At 40.5% G+C, this 18,280-nt stretch carries 14 protein-coding genes; 1 reads left to right on the top strand and 13 read right to left on the bottom strand.

What is annotated here, in order from left to right; all coding sequences use genetic code 11:
* Positions 1-147: 147 nt before the first annotated feature.
* The 7 genes from B4N75_RS03300 to B4N75_RS03270 form a co-directional block, all read right to left on the bottom strand.
* Positions 148-858: a DUF6261 family protein gene (locus B4N75_RS03300; protein ID WP_296706570.1), complete on the bottom strand. Its 711-nt coding sequence runs from the start codon at positions 856-858 to the stop codon at positions 148-150.
* A 1,588-nt stretch (positions 859-2,446) separates the two neighbouring features.
* Positions 2,447-3,775 (bottom strand): serine--tRNA ligase, encoded by a 1,329-nt coding sequence (gene serS / locus B4N75_RS03295; protein WP_296667178.1) that lies wholly within the window; start codon positions 3,773-3,775, stop codon positions 2,447-2,449.
* 92 nt (positions 3,776-3,867) lie between these two features.
* A complete protein-coding gene (locus B4N75_RS03290; protein ID WP_296667181.1) occupies positions 3,868-4,602 on the bottom strand; it encodes an SIMPL domain-containing protein in 735 nt (244 codons plus the stop codon).
* A 194-nt stretch (positions 4,603-4,796) separates the two neighbouring features.
* The gene (locus B4N75_RS03285; RefSeq protein ID WP_296693639.1) at positions 4,797-6,335 is read right to left on the bottom strand and encodes a hypothetical protein; all 1,539 of its coding nucleotides are present in this window, start codon (positions 6,333-6,335) and stop codon (positions 4,797-4,799) included.
* A complete protein-coding gene (locus tag B4N75_RS03280; RefSeq protein WP_296668231.1) occupies positions 6,332-6,694 on the bottom strand; it encodes a hypothetical protein in 363 nt (120 codons plus the stop codon). Before B4N75_RS03280 ends, B4N75_RS03285 begins: the two co-directional genes overlap by 4 nt.
* A gap of 2 nt (positions 6,695-6,696) precedes the next feature.
* Positions 6,697-9,759 carry a chromosome segregation SMC family protein gene (locus tag B4N75_RS03275; RefSeq protein WP_296706569.1) on the bottom strand — a complete coding sequence of 1,021 codons (3,063 nt, stop codon included), beginning with the start codon at positions 9,757-9,759 and terminating at the stop codon, positions 6,697-6,699.
* A gap of 222 nt (positions 9,760-9,981) precedes the next feature.
* Positions 9,982-11,169 carry a DEAD/DEAH box helicase gene (locus B4N75_RS03270; protein WP_296019902.1) on the bottom strand — a complete coding sequence of 396 codons (1,188 nt, stop codon included), beginning with the start codon at positions 11,167-11,169 and terminating at the stop codon, positions 9,982-9,984.
* Between the two features lie 48 nt (positions 11,170-11,217).
* Between B4N75_RS03270 and B4N75_RS03265 the strand changes: the two genes are divergently transcribed.
* Positions 11,218-12,336: a glycosyltransferase family 4 protein gene (locus B4N75_RS03265; protein ID WP_296706568.1), complete on the top strand. Its 1,119-nt coding sequence runs from the start codon at positions 11,218-11,220 to the stop codon at positions 12,334-12,336.
* Positions 12,337-12,402: 66 nt separating this feature from the next.
* Here B4N75_RS03265 and B4N75_RS03260 read toward each other — a convergent pair whose 3' ends face one another.
* From B4N75_RS03260 to B4N75_RS03235, 6 genes are all read right to left on the bottom strand, one after another.
* Positions 12,403-12,954: an ATP-binding protein gene (locus B4N75_RS03260; protein WP_296019897.1), complete on the bottom strand. Its 552-nt coding sequence runs from the start codon at positions 12,952-12,954 to the stop codon at positions 12,403-12,405.
* A gap of 31 nt (positions 12,955-12,985) precedes the next feature.
* Positions 12,986-13,324 (bottom strand): anti-sigma factor antagonist, encoded by a 339-nt coding sequence (locus B4N75_RS03255; protein WP_078930302.1) that lies wholly within the window; start codon positions 13,322-13,324, stop codon positions 12,986-12,988.
* A 21-nt stretch (positions 13,325-13,345) separates the two neighbouring features.
* The gene (locus B4N75_RS03250; RefSeq protein ID WP_296706567.1) at positions 13,346-14,995 is read right to left on the bottom strand and encodes a GAF domain-containing SpoIIE family protein phosphatase; all 1,650 of its coding nucleotides are present in this window, start codon (positions 14,993-14,995) and stop codon (positions 13,346-13,348) included.
* Positions 14,996-15,113: 118 nt separating this feature from the next.
* A complete protein-coding gene (locus B4N75_RS03245) occupies positions 15,114-16,046 on the bottom strand; it encodes a transcriptional regulator (RefSeq protein WP_296019889.1) in 933 nt (310 codons plus the stop codon).
* On the bottom strand, positions 16,039-16,809 hold the full coding sequence (locus tag B4N75_RS03240; protein ID WP_296668239.1) for a metallophosphoesterase: 771 nt from the start codon (positions 16,807-16,809) through the stop codon (positions 16,039-16,041). The genes B4N75_RS03245 and B4N75_RS03240 overlap by 8 nt, the downstream gene beginning before the upstream one ends.
* Positions 16,810-16,813: 4 nt before the next feature.
* Positions 16,814-18,184, bottom strand: coding sequence for a tetratricopeptide repeat protein (locus B4N75_RS03235; RefSeq protein ID WP_296668241.1), 1,371 nt, complete (start codon positions 18,182-18,184; stop codon positions 16,814-16,816).
* Positions 18,185-18,280 lie beyond the last annotated feature (96 nt).

Below are 18,280 nucleotides of genomic sequence, written 5' to 3'. Positions count from 1 at the left end.
GGGCTTGACCCGATAATCTATGTAGATTACTGATCGAGTTTGCTTGGTAAACGTCGCAGCATCAAGTGCGGGAATGACAAGTGTACTAAAAAACAAAGCGGAGCTTTTGCGCTCCGCTTTGCTGTCAGTTTTTTATATTTTTTAAAGCTATTCGCTTTTTGCGGTCTTGTTTCTTCCGTTTACAGTCGCGTTCGCCTTTGCAATTTCAGCCTCGCACTTTGAGGCAAAGTCCTTGTAGTCCGCAAGAGGAGCAACCGCGCTAAGATACGGCACGAGCTTGTCGTTCAAGGCGGAAATCAGGCTCTTCTTTACCGAAGTCGCGCTTTCGCCCCTGTTCACGCTTGCATGGGTGTAGTCGTCGTTCTCCTTGTTGAAGCTGTCCTGAGCTGTCCGCAGTTCCGAAACAAGCTCGCCAACTCCGTCCAAAGCCGCAACGTCAGAAGCAAGGTTTTCCGCTCCGAAGTCCTCAAGCATGCTTTCAATCAAAGAAGACTCCTCGGCAAAGTTTTTCTGCGTAATCTGCCTTCCGTATTTGCCGAAGACCGCAAGAAGATTCTGCGCCGCCGACTTTTTAGCCGCAACAGGAATCGCAGCGTAGCCTGTAAGAGCGTCGCCCAAGTTCCGGATGATCTCGTCGCGCGCAATGTCCGCCTCGTCAAGAGTGCTTGAGACACGCTCGCTCTTGATAGCCGTTGTGATGTCCGCAGAAAGCTTTTCAGCTTCCGCCATAATAAGCGAAAGGTTCGCGTCCTTAGAAACGGCATTTTCCGCGGCACAAGAGTCCTTGTACAGGCGCACAAGAACGTCAGAAAGCGTGTCCAATTCGGCTACACGCATATTAGAATTGATTTTTTTCATTTTGACTCCTTTAGAATATGAAAAAAATGGCTAAGAATTCGATTGGTCATTTTGAAAAGAAGCCAAAATGTACAATCCCGATAGTTTCCTCCGTTTCCTTATTGAATTGGAATTAAACTCTGTACATAAAAGATACAAGGAAAATGCCTGGACCGGCAACAAGCAGGCAGCCATTTTCCCAAAATTTTATAAGCCGAAAACAGCCTGGGCAGCGAATAAAAATTTTCGCACGACTAGAAAACGCGTTGGGCAAGGCATAAAGTTTTTCGAATGAGTAGAAATTGTGTCGGGAAGGTCGTTAAAGTTTCCGAACGAGCTGAAATTTCGTTGGGCAGGCCGTAAAAGTTTTCGAACGGCTAGAAAGTGCGTTTGGAAGCACGTAAAGATTTTCGAACGGGCAGAAATTGCGCTTGGCAAGGCATAAAGTTTTTCGAATGAGCTGAAATTTCGTTGGGCAAGTCGTTAAAGTTTTCGAATGACTAAAAATTGCGTTGGGCGGTGTATAAAAATTTTCGAACGGGCAGAAAGTGCGTTGGGCGAGGCGTTAAAGTTTTCGAATGACTAAAAATTGCGTTGGGAAACGTGTAAAAGTTTTTGAATGAGATGAAATCGTGTCGGGAAGGTCGTTAAAGTTTCCGAACGAGCTGAAATTTCGTTGGGCGAGGCGAAAAAGTTTTCGAACGACTAGAAAGTGCGTTTGGAAGCACGTAAAGATTTTCGAACGGGCAGAAATTGCATTGGGCGAGACGAAAAAATTTTCGAACGAGCAGAAAGTGCGCCAGGCAGCGTGTAAAAGTTTTTGCGCCTGTAGAAATCCAGGGCGTCTCCGGCGCTATGCGCCGGCCGGCTGTTGCGCAGTTCGCTTGCGCTCTAAGTCCTCGGCGCGCGCATTGCGCGCCTGCGGTCTTTGTCGGCGCATTGCTGAAGCAATCCGCCGCCACTGCTCCATAGCCTGACGCTTCAATCACAGGAAGTGAAGATTGGACTTCGAGTTCAAATGTATTCGTAATCGGACGAGATCTGAAAATCGCCTCGTTCTACATGAGCGGCCGTCCTGTAACACGCGGGTTGACATCCAGGGGGGCGAAGCTTCCCATATTGCCGCGGCATCAACCCGACCAGCCCCTACGTCAGTTTTGGCTTCCGCCTTGTTCGCAACGCCAACTAGCGGTGGCTAGTTCTGTAAGGGGCTTTTATGTCATTTTCGGGCTTGACCCGAAAATCTAGATGCAGATATTACAATCATTTAGAGATTGTCGTATCAAGTACGACAATGACAGAAAAATTTAAAACTCGAAATTGAACCTAGTAATTTTGCGTTAGGGATTTTGCATACCTGCGGTATGCTGCGAGATTTTGCTGACGCAAAACTCGGGTATTTTACATGTGCGCTTATGCGCACGTCCTAACGCTAAAGCGTTAGGGATTGTAGGGGCGGCGAAGCCGTTCCGGAGCGTAGCGTAGGAATGAAGCGGCAGCGCAACCCCGAAAAGCCCGGCCCGAGCGGAGCGCCTGCACGGAGCGAGGGAAACGCCCAAATAAAAAAACGGCGGCTAATAAAAGCCACCGTTTTTTTGTTAAAACTGCTCTATTTTTTTGCGGCGTGGTAAACCGGATCTTTTATTTTTGTTTTTGGTCCGATTTTGTCAAAGCCGCAGAATGGAACAAGCGCAGGCGGAACTGTAATTGAGCCGTCTTCGTTCTGATAGTTTTCCATAATCGCGAGCATTGCCCGTCCTACCGCAATTGCCGTGCCGTTTAGCATGTGGACATATTTATTCTTGCCGTCGTCATCGTGGTATTTTACGTTCAGGCGGCGTGACTGGAAGTCTGTGCAGTTTGAAGTTGATGTAACTTCGCCGTAGTCGCCTTCCGGCTTTTCTTCTGTCGCGCGGCTTGGCATCCACGCTTCGAGATCCCATTTTCTGTAAGCAGGAGCGCCGAGGTCGCCTGTGCATGTGTCAACTACATGGAATGGAATTCCCAGACCTTCAAAAATTTCTTCTTCGATTAAGCGGAGCTTTTCGTGGAGCCTGTTTGAATCTTCTGGCAGACAGTAAACAAACATTTCGACTTTGTCAAACTGGTGGACTCTGTAAAGTCCTTTTGAGAACTGTCCTGCGGCTCCGGCTTCGCGTCTAAAGCAGTGGGAAAGTCCGCAGTAAAAGAGCGGAAGCGCAGATTTGTCTAAGATTTCTCCTGAATGGTAGCCTCCGAGGGTGATTTCTGCTGTCGCAACAAGACATGTTCCTTCGTCTTCGATTGCATAGACGTTTGATTCGTTTCCGCGCGGATTAAAGCCGATTCCTTTTAAAATTTCTTCTTTTGCGACATCTGGAGTAATGAATGTTGTAAAGCCGTGCTTGCGGAGAATGTTGAGAGCGTACATGATGAGAGCTTCTTCAAGAAATACAGCCTCGTTTTTGAGGTAATAGAATTTCGGACCGGAAACTTTTGTTCCGCGTTCAAAATCAATCAAATCGAGCTCTTCGCCAAGCTCTACATGGCTTTTTGGTTTGAATGTAAATTTGCGTGGAACTCCAACTTTCTTTACTTCGAGGTTTTCTGTGTCGAGCTTTCCGATTGGAGTGTCCGGATGGCACATGTTCGGAAGCTGTCTTGCGGCGTCTTCAAGCTTTGCCTCAACTTCTGCAAGCTCTTTTTCTGACTGAGAAACATCTTCCTTGATTTTTTTGCCTTCTTCAATGAATTTCTGGCGTGTCTCTGGATCAAGTTTCTGCTTCATGTTTGCGGCGTTTTCGTTTCTTTTCTGCTGCAATGACTGAAGTTTTGTCGTAAGAGCAGTGCGTTCGTCGTAAAGTTTTACAACGAGATCTGCGTCGGCAACCATATTGCGGTTTTTTATGTTTTCTTTTACTTCTGCAAGATGTTCTTTTACAAATTTCAAATCGAGCATTTGTATTTATCTCCCAATCTCTCTTAAAGTTTTTATTCTTTTATTCTATTCTTTTAACGTTTTTAAGGCAATTGCAGCGCTTTTTTGAATTTTTACTTTATTTCAAAAACGGCATCGACTGTAAAGCTGATTGTTGTTTTTCCGCCGGAAATTGGCGTTGAAACAAAAGAAGATGCGCTGTCTGCCGCTGCTGCTTCTGCTAAATTGGCGCGTTTTGCGTTGACCCTGTAAAATCCAAAATTGTTTGACTGCTCGTTTAACGAAATTACTTTTCCAAGAAAAGCGCCGCTTGTTGTTACGAGAAGATTTGCCGTATCGCGCGCATTTTGAACTGCAAGCGTGCGCGCCTGTTTTACAAAAGCTTCTTTGTCGCTTATTCCATATTGAAAAGACGAAAGCTGGTTTGCGCCGGCTTTTATTGCGGCGTCAATTACATTTCCAGCCATGGTTAAATCTTTTACAAAAATTTTGATTCGGTTTATGGCAACGTAATCTCCGTAAGTTACTTTGCCGTTCAAATAATTTGATTCCTGGTTGATTGTGTAATGTTCTGTGGAAACATCTTCCGGCAAAATTCCTAATGCTAAGACTGATTCATGGACTTTTGTCATTTTTTCTGCGTTTTCTTTTGCCGTATTTCCGACATCTTTTCCTCTTGTAATTACAGAAAGAATAATCGTCGCGTTGTCCGCTTCAACTTCTACAGAGCCTGTTCCGCTTACGCTCACTGTCCTGCGGTTGTTTTCCGTAGTTTTTATTGTGCATGATGTAAAAAAAACTGCGCCAAGCACTGCCAAAACCAATTTTGCATTTAAGATTTTTTTCATTTTATTAATCCTCCAATTTATTTAGCCTTAATTTCGAGTTTTATAATTTAATGTCATTATCGGGCTTGACCCGATAATCTATTGAAAATTTCCAACAGATTCCTGACCGAGTTTACTGCGTAAACATCGCAGTGTCGTAGCACGGGAATGACACTTAAATTACTGTTCTTATCAAAACTCGACATTTGGGCTATTTAATAAATATTTACATAATAGCGGTTCAAATAAATTTTCCGTCTGTTTGCTTTCTGCCAGAATGTGCTTGCAGGATAATTTTTTATAAGCGAATTATACGAATCAATTGCGCTTTTTATGTTTTTTACTTCGCTGTCAGCTTCCAAAATCTGTCCTTGAAGAAAAAGCGCCTCGTCTATGCGGGTATTTTGAGTGTCGAGATACTGCTGAACTTCTGAAAGCGCTTGAGCGTAAGATTTTTCTTCAAAATCTCTTTTTGCTTGTTCCAAAAGATTTTTTGTATCGATTTTTAAGGATTTTTTCTGTTCTGGCTTTGAAACTTCTTTTGAAACGTTGTTTGAAACGTCGTTTGAAACGTCGTTTGAAACGTCGTTTGAAAGTTCATTTTGCTTCAAGTTTGTTTCGTCTTGTGAAGAAAGTTTTTGCTCATTGTCAGAAGTTTTTTCTTCAGTATTTTTTATTTCGTCAGTTTTTTGAGTTTCTCCATTGCCTTCTGCTTTTTTTTCGAGGCGGACAGGCTTTTGCGGAACTGATTCTTCATAAGAAGGAGCCTTTGCCCTCTCATTCGGTTTTGCCGATTCTTCAAGAACTTTTATCTCCAGATAATCGTCAATGTATTCGCCTTTTAAAACGTCATTTTTGTAAAAATGAAGGACTGTTTCTCCGCTTTTTGTTGTGCGGAGCGTAAAAGTCGTGTTTTCTGTTCCTAGTTTTCGTCCAAAATATCTCAAAATCTGGTCTTTGCCTTCGTCTTCTCCCATGAAAATCCAGCCGCGTCCCGGATAAATTATGTCAACGTACTGGTTGTTTTTTGCGGTCATTGAGCGGCTCGGGGCTTTTTGAGAATCGTTTTCGGTCTGTTCTGCCTTTTCGGCCGGCTCTTCCTGAATTTCTTCAGAAAGCTCGTTTTTGTTCTCAGGTTTTTGTTCGTCTTGAGACAAGTTTTCCTGATTTTCCATAGAATTTTCGTTCAGTTCCAAATTTTCGTCTGTCTGAGGATTTTCTTCTTCGGAATTTTTTTCATTTTCTACTGCCTTTTGCTGAAGTTCTGGTTCGTCTTCGTTTTTTTCTGGAAAGTCTTGCGCTTTGTTTTCTTCGGTTCCGCTTGGTTCTGGATTTTGTTCATCTGTGGAAGACTTTATTTCTTCCTCCAAAGGTGAATCTTTTACTTCCGGCTCAACAAAGTCTTCATGAGTTTCTTCTGTTTCGTTCTCGCTTTCTGACAAAAGTTCGTCTTCATCGATTTTTTCAGAAAGCTGGTTTTCGTCATTTTCTGATTTGTTCTGCGTATTTTCTGAATCTTGCAAATTTTCTTCTAGGCTTTTTTCTGAAATTTCTTCATTTGCAGCAGGATTTTGAGAAATTTCTTTGTTTTCGGATGAGTTTTCTGGAATTTCTTCAGTTTTTTTGTCAGAAATCTGTTCTTCCTGCGTTAAATTTTCTTCGTTTTTTGGCGAAGAGGCACAAGAATTTAAAATATAAAGAGAAAAAACGGATGTAAATAAAAACAAAAAAGTTCTGGCTTTAGTTTTCATCAAGGCGCCGCTCCTGTAATTTCGTCAATAATTTTGTCGTTTGAATTTTCAAGCTCTTCAATGAGCTTTGAATCTGGTTTTGAGAAATATTTGCTTATTTCTTCGTCGCTCCAAGAATTTTCTGTTTTTCGCGACAAATAATAATCTTTTTCGATTTCCAGATATTCGGGCGTCATTGGCTCTGAAGTCAAGACATTTTCCGGTTTTTCGAAGGTTTTTGCCTTTGGTTTTCCTGATTGAATAAAAACTACTATTAGCGCAATTACAAAAAAAATCAAAAAAAATGCACTGATTCTTGCCAAAAGAGGTTTTTCGCGAATAAAATCACTTGTTTTTTCTTTTAATTCATCAAAATCAACCATTTTTACTTCTGTTTTTCTTCGGTTTTTTCCTGATTTTCCGATTTTTTGTCGTCAGAAGCAGCTTTTTCCGCCGACTTTTTTTCATCTTCGGCGATTTTTGCTGCCTTTGATTTCTTTGCGGCTTCTTTTGCTTCGGCACGGAATTTTTCAATTTCAGGATCGGTTATAGTTCCGTCCGGATTGTGAATTCGTTTTGCCGGACGCGGAGGAATGTAGACATTTTCTTCCGGAGGAACATCTTCTTCGATAAATTCTTTTTCCGATTCGTCTGGTTCAGCTGAAATTTCTTTGTCGAGACGCATTGTCATAACTTTAGAAACACCAGATTCCTGCATGGTTACACCGAGCATTGTGCTTGCGCCCATTACGGTTTTTTTGTTGTGCGTAATTACAATGTACTGCGAAAGTTTTGCAAAAGAACGCAGCGCGGTTACAAAGCTTGAAACGTTTTTGTCGTCGAGAGCGGCGTCAATTTCGTCAAGGAGACAGAACGGACTTGGCCTTACCTGATAAGTTGCAAAGAGGAGCGCGACTGCCGTCATAGTTTTTTCACCGCCGGAAAGAAGCGCAATGTTCTGGAGCTTTTTTCCAGGAGGTTCGGCGTAAATGTCGATTCCCGAAGTAAGCACATTTTGCGGATCTACAAGGCGAAGTTCTCCTCGTCCGCCGCCAAAAAGACGCCGGAACATATTGTGGAAATTTTTCTTGATTTTGTTGTAAGTGTCGAGGAACATTTCTGTCGACTTTGTCTTGATTTCCTCAGAAACACGGATTAAGTTTTCGAGCGATTTGTTTGTGTCATCGTAACTTGACTGCAATTTTTCGTAGCGTTCCTTTTGCTCTCCAAATTCTTCTGGCGCCATAAGGTTTACGCTTCCGAGCGCTTTTAATTCTTCGCGGGTTTTTGCAAGTTTTTCGCGCAAAACTGCCGAAGAAGTTGTTATTTTGTACATACGCTCTTCAAATTCCATAAGATCGCGGCTGTGAGTGTCGATAAAGTTCTGCTTTATGTTTCGTATGTCGTTGTCGCTTGTTACTAAGTCCATTGCCAGTTTTTCGTACTGGAATTGAATTTTTCTCTGTTCTTCCTGTTTTTTGTCGAGTTTGTTCTGAGTTCCGCTTACAGAAGAATTGCAGCGCACGATTTCGCTGTTGATTTCGCTCATTTCGTCGGCGCATTTTTGACCGCGGTGTTCAATCGCCGCAAGTTCGCTTTGAACATCGATAATCTGTTCGTTAAGTTCGTCGCGTCTTCTCTGTTCCTGTTCAAATTCTTCCTGATTTTGGCGAAGGTTGTTTTGCTCGCTTACGAGCGAGCGGCGCAAAATTTCAACATTCTGCTTGACTCCAAAAATTGCCTGAGCCATCGAAGCTTCGGTTACGCGCAGCTGGTTTAAGGTTTCGCGGTATTCGTTTATTTTTTTTACAAGCTCACTGTTTTCGCTTTTGTAAGAGGCAATTCTTTCGTTGATTTTTTCAATTTGCGAGTTTATGTCCAGGATTTTTGAATCGATTCCACGTTTTTTTGTGATAATTCCTTCCGGAGATGTAAAATCCTCGATAAAATCCGGCATCGCCTTTTCGTATTTAGAAACGGCTTCTTCAATGTTTACGCTGATTAATGAAATTTCCTCAAAAGCCTTGATTGCGTCCTGAATGAGCTTTTCGTTTTCGCTTTCTGAGTGGCCTGTAATTGATGCGTAGTCAGAAAAAATATTTTTCCGTCCTTCAGCAAAAATTTTGAGTTTTGCGAGGGAGTTTTCAACTTCTTCTTTTGCAGATTTTGCCGCATTGCTTGAATATCCCGAATCTTTTAATTTTGCATCGAGCTCTTTAACGATGTCTTCTGTTATTTCGCCCAATTGTTTTTGATAATCTGCAATTTGTCTGTTTAATTCTTCAATTTCGTCTGCGCTTTTTGCCGCAAGAGTGTCATTTTCCGTAATTTTTGCACTTGAAGAAGTTATATTTTGCGTAAAGGATTCGATGTTTTGCTTTACGCTGTCGAGCTGCCTGTTTTTTGAATGTAAATCGGCTTCGCGCTCGTCAATTTCTTCGTTAAAGGTGTCAATTTTTTCCTGAATCGAATTCTGCTTTACTTCAAGAATTCCGATTTTTTCTTTTATCTGGTTCGCTTGAAGATTGTATTCCTGCGCGCGCTGAAGCTTGTTTGTCTTTTCGGTCTGGACTTTAGCAAGCTCAACCTGCAGAAAATTCATTTTTGTCTGCAAGTCTTTGATTTTGTCGTTATTTTCAAAGAGAGCCGCCTGAATTTCTTCAATTTCTTTTTGGACGGCAGAGCGTTTTTCTTCGAGTTCTTTTTTTGTCGTTTCCTGGCGCGCTTTGTCCTGTGTAAATTCTTTAAGGCGCAAAAGCTGAAGGTCAAGTTCACAGTTAAAAATATCATCTTTAAATTTGCGGTACTTGATTGTTTTTTCGCTCTGAACTTTTAAAGTTTCGTAGCTGCGTTTGTTTTCGATCAGCGCGACTTCAATCTGGGCAAGATTTTGTCTTGTGCGTTCGAGTTCTCGTTCAGCTTCGGCACATTCCGCTTTTGAACGGCTGATTCCGGCCGCTTCTTCAAAAAGATAGCGTCTGTCTTCCGGTTTTGACGAAAGAATCTGGTCAATTTTTCCCTGTTCCATAACGGAATAGGCTGCTTTTCCAACGCCTGTATCCATAAAAAGGCGGCGAATTTCTGTCGGACCGACTTGCCTGTTGTTAATATAATATTCGCTTTCGCCAGAGCGGTACAGCCGGCGCTTTAATGCAATCTCAGACTCTTCAAGAGGCAAAAGTCCGTTTTCGTTTGCAATTGTGAGCGTAACTTCCGCAATATTGAGAGGAGGGCGTGTTTCGGTTCCGTTAAAAATAACAGATTCCATTGTATCTGCACGGAGATTTTTTGCCTTGTTTTCTGCAAGAACCCATTTTACCGCATCGACAACATTGCTTTTTCCACAGCCGTTTGGCCCGAGCAAGGCGGTAATTCCATCTGCAAATTCAATATGAGTTCTGTCGGCAAAAGATTTAAAACCGAAAATATCCAGACATTTAAGAAACACTTTCTAAACTCCGCGAAAAATCAAATTTTGGTATCTTTCTATTATAGCAATAAAGACAGCGTGTTTCAATTAAGGCGTTTTTTTTATTCCGGAGCACATTTTGTGTACCGCGGCCCGTCTTTCATGGTTTTATTCCTCCGCTTCGCTTTGGAACGGCTTTGCCGCCATTACAGCCGGGGCTAAAATTTTCCCTTCAGTAAAAAAAATCGCTGTCCGCGCCCTTTATTCGCCTTTTTCTTCTATTTTGGAAGGAGAAACTAGTTTTCCCTTAAAAAGCATTTTTGGATAAACTTTTAGACCGAGTTTTTTTTCAAGCCGGGCAAATTGATTCATTTCGTATTCGTCGCCGATTACAATGTTTATTCCTGTTTTTCCTGCGCGCGCTGTGCGTCCTGCCCTGTGTACAAAAAAATCTTCATTTGAAGGCATGTCCATCTGTATTATGTGGCTTATTTCCGGAATATCAAGCCCGCGGCTTGCCAGGTCGCTTGTTACGAGAATTTTTATTTTTCCGCTTCTAAACCTGTCTATCATAGATTTTCTTGCGACTTTGTCGGTTTTTGCATGCAGACCAAAACATTCGATTCCCTTAAAATTCAGTTTTGAGACAATGTTTTCCACCTGGTCGAGTTTTCCTGTAAAAACAAGGCATTTAGACGGTTTTTCAGCTAGAATAACTTTTCGGAGCGTGTCGATTTTGTCGCGCCGTTCTGAAAAAATCGCAAGATGCGTAATTCTTTTTCTTAAAACATCTTCCGGCGGCAAAAAAAGAGTTTCAACTTCGTGTTCTAAGCTTCCGTCGCTCTTTATTTTTGTTCCTGCAAGCAGTTTTTGTGTTGATTTTGTGATTGTTGCGCTTGCTGCAATCAACTGAACGTGTTTTTTTGGCGAATTTAAAAGGGCCATCGTAAAATCGCGAAGCTCAGGTGCAATAAGCCGGTCAACTTCGTCAAGCACAACTGCATCGAGGTTCTCAAGTTTTATTTTTTTCAGGTTAAAAAGTTCTAAAAGCCTTGCTGGTGTTCCTATTATTACGGCAGGTTTTTCTTTTAAATTTTCAACCTGTCTTTTTATCGGCGTACCTCCTATTAAAAGACATGTTTTTATTTCGCTTATGCTTTTAACCTGTGTTTTAATCTGACTTGCAAGCTCAAAAGTTGGAGCTACAACCATAATCTTTATATTTTTTTGTGGATTTTCCTCGGATTCAATTTTTGTCAAAAGAGGCAGGACGTAAGCGTATGTTTTTCCAGTTCCGGTTTCACTCTGAAAAAGCAGAGATTTTCCTTCTGAAATAACGGGAATCGCCTGAGACTGAACGGCTGTTGGTTCTGTAATTTGATTTTCTTCGAGTTTTTTTATCAAATTTTCTGAAATTTTCAATGAATTGAAGGTTGTTTTTTCTGACATACAAAAACTATAGCACGTAAAAAAAATGTTTGCTATAATCAAAGGAATATGAAAATCGGAATTGACAGTTTTGGCTGTGGACATGGAAAATCTGGAATTGGTTCTTATCTTTCTTCTTTATCATCTCAGCTAAAAAACTCTGCTGACTGCACGTTTGAGATTTTTGGCTCGGAAATTGACCGCTACACTTACGGTGCAGAAAACGGACTTTCCTATTCTTCTGTAAAGCTTCCAGACAGCCGTTTTTATGAAACATTGTGGCATTACGGCTGTTCAAATATTTTTGCAATGTATCACAAGTACGATGCAGTTTTGTATGCTGCCGGCGCGCGCTATATTCCTCTTTTTTGCACAGTTCCAGGAGTTGCCGTTGTTTATGATGTTCTTTCAGAGCTTTATGAAGACGAAATCCTAAAAAATCATACAAAAAGGATTCTCTTCGGCTTAAAAAATGTTTCAAAGGTTATTGCGGCGAGCCATTTTATCAGAAAAGACTTGATAAAACTTGGTGTTCCAGAAGAAAAAATAACTGTAATCTACAACGGAATCAACCATTCGGAATTTTATCCGCGGGAACTTTTTTCACCGTCCCGTTTGGATATTAAACCGTTTGCAATAAAAAGACCGTATTTTATTTATCCTTCGCAAATTTCTTCTTCTTCAAAAAAACATGTCGAGCTCATAAAGGCTTTTTCGCTTTTTAAAGAAAAAACACATTTGGAACATCGTCTAGTTTTGACCGGAAGCGAAGAAAAAGCTATTGAATCCGTAAAAAAAGCAATTTTGGAATCAAAATTTCACCAAGATATTTTTATTACAGGATTTTTTCCGCACGAAAGTTTTCCGCTTTTGTATTCTGCGAGCGAAGGTTGTATTTTCCCTTCGATAAATGAGGGGGTAGGTTTGCCTGTGCTTGAGGCTTTGGCCTCTGGAGTTCCTGTAGCCTGTTCAACTGGCGGTTCTTTGCCAGAAATTGCTGGAGACAATGCGGTTTATTTTGACAGCGACAATATCGAGCAGATGGCAGATGCAATCGAAAAAATTGCATTGGAATCAAATTTGCGTAAAAAATTAAAAGAAGGCGGACTTGAATGGACAAAACGTTTTAGCTGGGACAAAACCGCCGAAAAAACAATTGACGTTCTAAAAAGCGTCTGTAAAAAATAAATTCAAAAATTGCAATTGCTAAAAAAAAGACCGCCCGTTTGGACAGTCTTTTGCTTTTTTTTGAGATTATTCTTCAACCGCAACACCGTGGTGTTTTTTCTGGAAGCGTTTGAGCATTGCTACTCCGTTGCGCTTTCCGTTGTAAACATATCCGCCGTCCCAGTATTCGAGGGCAGCAAAGAGCGCGTTGCCGCCGTCCTGGTCATCTGATTTTTTTGTACGGAAAGAAACGTATTTTGCAAGTTCTTCAAAGTTATGTGTCTGAAGACATTCAATACGTTTTTTGTTGAATTCGTTCCATTTTTCGAGATCCTTAAATCCTTCGCCTTCGTCTTTTACAATAAGATGTGCGTGTGTCGGGCTGAATGAGTACCATACGCGTACTTTTTTGTTGATGTCGCAGTTGTTACCGTGCTTTACCGCATTTTTAATAACTTCAGAAATTTGCTGTTCAAGGAGATTGATTTCCTTGATTTCGAGTGGAGCCGACTGAACGATTAAAAGCGTAAAGTAGCGAATCTGGCGAAAATCTGACGGAAATTCTTTATATAGCATGTTTGTTGTATCAAACAACGGGTCGTTGTCATCTGAACGCAATAGTTTGTACTGATTTTCCATTTTTTACTCCGTTTTAATCTTGTTTTTTTGTTTATTCGTTTACCATAAGAAGCGCTTCTTCGATGCTGTTTGCAATAGGGAAGTAGCCCATAAGTTTTGTGAGTTCAATAACTTTTTTTACTGAACCATGAATATTAGAGATGGCAAGCTTGAGATTCATCTTTTTGATTGTTGAACAGATGTAAATCAACGCGCCAATTCCTGACGAGTCGATGTAGTCAACCTGTTCAAGGTTTATGATGAAACTTTTTACATTCTTTTCAAGCATTTTCATGACTAATTCTTTTAATTTATAAGAATTGTAAAGATCCATTTCTCCATTTACGTCAATGATATAAACTTCACCATTTTTCCGAATCTTCAGTTCCATAAGAAAAACTCCTTTTTTATTCTACTGAATTTTAACTGCCAGCAATGTTTGATCGTCGTGTAATAATTCCGAACCGACAAACTTTTTCATATCTGCCTTTACCAGATCTGCTATTTGCTTGCCTGATGACTTGCTGTTTGTTTTTACAATATTTAAAAGACGGTTGAGCGAATACTGTTTGCCGGAAGCATCCAAGGCTTCTACCAAACCGTCAGTATATGTAATTATAATATCACCTGGCGAAACTGTAAACTGAATATCTTTGTAAGATGTTGTTTTTTCAACGCCTAGAGGTTCGGAAGCGAGGGATTTTCGCTCAACTGTCTGTTTTTGGGCATTATAAAGGAATACAGGAGTTGTTCCTGCCGAAGAAAACTGAACTGTTTTTTTTGCGGCATTGTAGTTTATGAGGGCAACAGAAGCAAAGTGCTCAAAATTTATTTCACCGCAAATTTCCCGGTTTGCAAGGCTTAAAATTGTTCCGGCAGGCTGAGGAGTGTTTACAAGAAGGCGAATCATTGAGCGGAGCATTGACATAACAAGGAAAGAATTTGTCCCTTTTCCAGCTACATCCATAAGAATAATAGATGTGCGGTCTTGACGTACAGGAAGAACGTCAAAAGTATCTGAACATACGCCTTCTGTGTGCATTGTAAAAGAACCGAAAGAGATTCCTGGCAAAGGCGGAAGTTTTTTTGGAAGAAGAATATTCTGCAAGTTTTCTGCAATTTTGCTTTCTTTTGAGATTTCGTTTTTTTCGTTGTAAACCTGAAAACTAATTGTTGTTTTTAATGCTGATTCTGCAAATCCTGCAAGCGTAAGTGCCCAGTCAAATTCTTTCTGGGTAAATTCTTTGCCTGGATTTTTGGAAAGAGCGATAAGTCCAATTACAATACCGCGACCTCTCAAACGGATTGGAATAAAGATAAAACTTCCGAGTTTTAAGAAATCTTCAGGACCGTTTTCTGTAATGCGAGGATCGCTTTTTGGAGAGTTGATGATTTCAGCTTTTCCAGAAGATGCGATTTCTCCAAAGATATTGTCGCGGAGAGCGAATGTTGCAAATTTAAAACTTGTTGAAACACGAAGTTCTTTGTGAGGAAGTTCCGCTGGAAGCTTGTATGGCGGCGGAAAAACGCCCAAAAATGATTTTACGTTGATAGAATCTTCAAAATCGTCAACCATAAGAACTGCGCCACCGTCAGCGTTTGTAATTTCCATACAGGTTTTGTTTATCGAGTCCAAAAGATTCTGCATTCCTTCTTTGCTTCCGAAAGAATCCGAAGCGAGAATTACAAAAGAACGTCCTTTTTCGATAAGGTTTACTTCGTCAGGTTTTATGTCTTCGACTATGATTTCCGGTTTTTTGATTTCTTCTTCATCAACAGGTTGTTCTGAGACTTCTTCTTTTGGTTTGCCGAATGCGAGCATTACGAGATAAGGAATTAAAACCGCTGTTGCAAGAATCAGTAAAAATACAAAATTTGAAATTCCAGGATTAAAAATCGTATAAATGCAGTCGAAAATCAGTATAAGCACCGACAAAAAAGAAAGATAGCTTACTTTTGCTGTTTTTCGTGTTTTTATTACTGCCAAAAAGATAAAAAGAATTGTTGCCAGAATGGCTGTTCCTAAAAGGGGAAGGTAGGCAATTGCATCTGAGTTGAACAATTTAGGCTCTCCATTTTTGTTATGTTTTTATAAAGAATTGTAATGCTGCTATTTTTTCCCGTCAAGATAAAGATTTTGCCGAAAACGTTAAAAATGCAGTTTTTTATGGATAAATTTTTTAGAGCTGCTCTTTTTCGATTTTCTTTTTTAATAGAATTTTTTTTATTTTGTTTAAAAGCCTGCGCCAAAAACTTTTTCCGAATTTTGAAGTGTAGGCGGTTGCCGCATCGTCAATTGTAAAATCGTTGCCGAATTTTGTTTTGATTTCGTCCCAGTATTTAATTATATAAACGTACATGTCGCTTTTTGTGCGGCCCTTAAAATATTTTAAGATGTGATGTCTGTCGATTACGCGGATGACAGGAAGATAGACCGTTCTAAACCATGAAAGAATTGCCTGATCCATTCCGATTTCTTCTGTTTTGTTCATGTTGATGTAATATTTATGTGTCAAAATATGGTTGTAGATTACGTCGTATTGTCCTGGAACTGAAAAATCTAAAACCCAATAATCCGTAATATCGCCAAATCCAGTTTCAGAATAAAAAACTCTTTTTTCGTAGCTTATTACCTGCTTTGTAATTTTTTGAAGAGAATCTTTCGGGTTAAGGTGAATTTCGCTTTGAAGGCTTACAACTTCCGCGTCGATAAATTCAACCCCTTTTGCCTTTGCTACTGACACCCGGTGGTTGCCGTCGCGCACAAAATAAAGGCCTCCGAGTTCATAAAGTGTGATTGGCGGAAGGTTTATGTCTTTTATGTGCGCCATGTCTATGTGTTCCCAACGGGTTTTTAAGTGCATTTTTTTTGGAAAAAAACGGTTGTCAAAATCCTGATACCGGGATTCGCTTCCTACTATGAGCTTTACAGGAACTGTTTTCATGCCAAGATAAGTTTCGTTTACTGGTTTGAGCATTTTTTTTATGTCGGAAAATGAAATCAGCGTGGTTTCTTCCGGATTTAAAAAATGCTGTATTTCGTTAAAGAGAGCTTTATTTCTTGCTTTTGCAAAATCTTCGCTTGTTTCTGAAGAAAGAAGGTTTTCAGACATTAGATTCTCCTATTGTATTTTCTGGGGAAGCAAAAAGATTCAAAACTATGTGGCTGTACGCATTTATTACAATGGTTTCTGTTTTTCCTTTGTTTTTTACAGTGGTAATTCGCTGGTCGTTTGCGTCGTAAAGGTGAATATGTCCGTGAATTAAATACGAAGGAGAAAATCTTCTTATAAACCAGTTAAAACATTCAAACCCGCGGTGGCAAGGATCTTCTTTATCGTGAATATGGCGCGGAGAAGCGTGTGTTAAAAAAATGTCTAGATATTTACCGTAACGGATTTTGTTCCATAAAAGGCCTGGAACCATTTTTAAAAGTGCGATTTTCATCTGCCGTTCTGTGTACTGGTTTAAGCCGTTGTTGTAGCGCATTGAGCCGGAAACTCCGGAAATGAGCAGCGGCCGGATTTTGTGCGTTTTTGAATCTTCTATAAGAAGATGTTTGTCGCGCAAATTTTTAAAACCTGCATAAGTTGCTCCAAAACAGCCTTTCATGTCGAGAATGCTTATTTCCTGGCGAAGTGTCGGATGCGCTCCTTTGTGGGCCTTTTTTTGTTTGTGATAATATCTGAATTCGGTAAGGTTGTGGTTTCCGAAGATAAAAAAAGCCGGTTTGTTGAGGGTTGAAACTATAAAATCAATGTAGTCAGAAGGCAAATCGCCTGCGCACAGAATTGCATCGACAGAAGCAAAACGTTCTTTTGCGAGAGAACTGTAAACGAGAGGGTCAATCTGATCAGAAACGCAGAGTATTTTCATGAAACTAAATGCCGGCTTTTGAAAGAATGTTTTCGAGTTTTTCTTTGCCGATTAGTTCAATCGGGCGGTTTTCTGCGAACCCTGTTGCCGAGCTTGTAAAGCCGGAAGAAGTGCAGACTATTGTTTTTGAACAGTTTACAGCCTTTGACTGATCGAGAAATTTTCTGATTACAGAATCTTCGATTGCGTCGGTATCGCGGCTAAAAATAAGAAGATAAAGCTGCTTGCGGACGTTCATCCAGTCGTCAGCCTTTTGTTCTGTGCATGTCATTACACAGCCCCACTTTTTGGATTCGACTTTTTGAACAGCCATTGAAAAACCTGCCATTGCCGCTTTTTTGCAGATTTCGATAAATTCTTCCTGAGAGCAGGTTAAATATTCTTTCATTGCATCGTTTGACTGCAAATCCTTGTATTCTGAAAGTTTTGCAGAAACGTCGCGGAATGAATGATTGTGCTTATAGATAATCTGCCACTGCTCGATTGCTTTGTCGATGTCGCGGTTGCGCTCATAGCAGGAAGCAAGAAAGTATCTTGAATATAGTGTTTCTTGAGAACTTTCGTCCTTAGAAGCCTTTACTGCACGGTCGAATTCGGAAAGCGCGTTGTCTAAAGAATTTGCCATCATATAGCACGAGCCGCGCTCCAAAAGAGCACGCTGGCGATATTCAGGGTCGCGGAGCGCTTTCTCAAACGCGTTTACGGCTCCTGGATAGTCTTTGTTTTCTTTTAAGATTTTTCCGAGATAGTAGTATGAAGAATAAGTTTCCGGGCTAAGGCTGATTGCAAGGTCGATTTCTTTTTTTGCTTCTGCAAACTGTTTTGAGCGGAAAAGCAAAAGTCCCATTGCAGCGTGAGCCTTTACGTGCCGGCGGTTGAACTGAATTGCCTTCTGGTAAAAACCGAGAGCCATGTCTGCGCGGTTTTTTTGTTCGTAGATTTTTCCGCAGTTGTAATAATTTTCTGCGTTTGAAGGATCAATTTTTGTAAGAAGCAAAAATTCTTTTAAGGCTTCTTCCGGCTGGTTGAATTTTAAATAAAGCTGTGAAAGCTGTTTGCGGAAATCTTTTTCTGGAATTTTCGAATCGAAAATTGCATTTTGTGCAACGAATTTGTACTCCATTAAGGCGAGCTCGTTTTTTTTGTCCGCAAGATACGCTCTTCCAAGATAGTAATGTGTTAAATAATCGCGTGGATCTTTTGCAAGCATTGCTTTTGCGATTTTTTCCGCGGCGGAATACTTTCCGTTTTTTATGAGTTTTTTAATTGAATCGAGTTTTTTTGGCTGCACGAGGGATTTTATTACGGCAACTGCAAGAAATGTTACACCTACAAGAAGTATTGCAATTATTACAAGCTGAATCGGATTATCCATGTTTCTTAGGCTCCATAAAAATGTATACTTTTGTTTTTTCTAAAAGAACAGAATAAACTTTTGGCGTGGATATGTCAAACTTGGAAAATCGCAATA

Origin of the sequence: Treponema sp. UBA7570 (assembly GCA_002477955.1) — a bacterium.
Classification (GTDB): domain Bacteria; phylum Spirochaetota; class Spirochaetia; order Treponematales; family Treponemataceae; genus Treponema_D.
The sequence above is the reverse complement of the archived record's forward strand: the minus strand, read 5'-3'. Positions and strand labels throughout refer to the sequence as shown.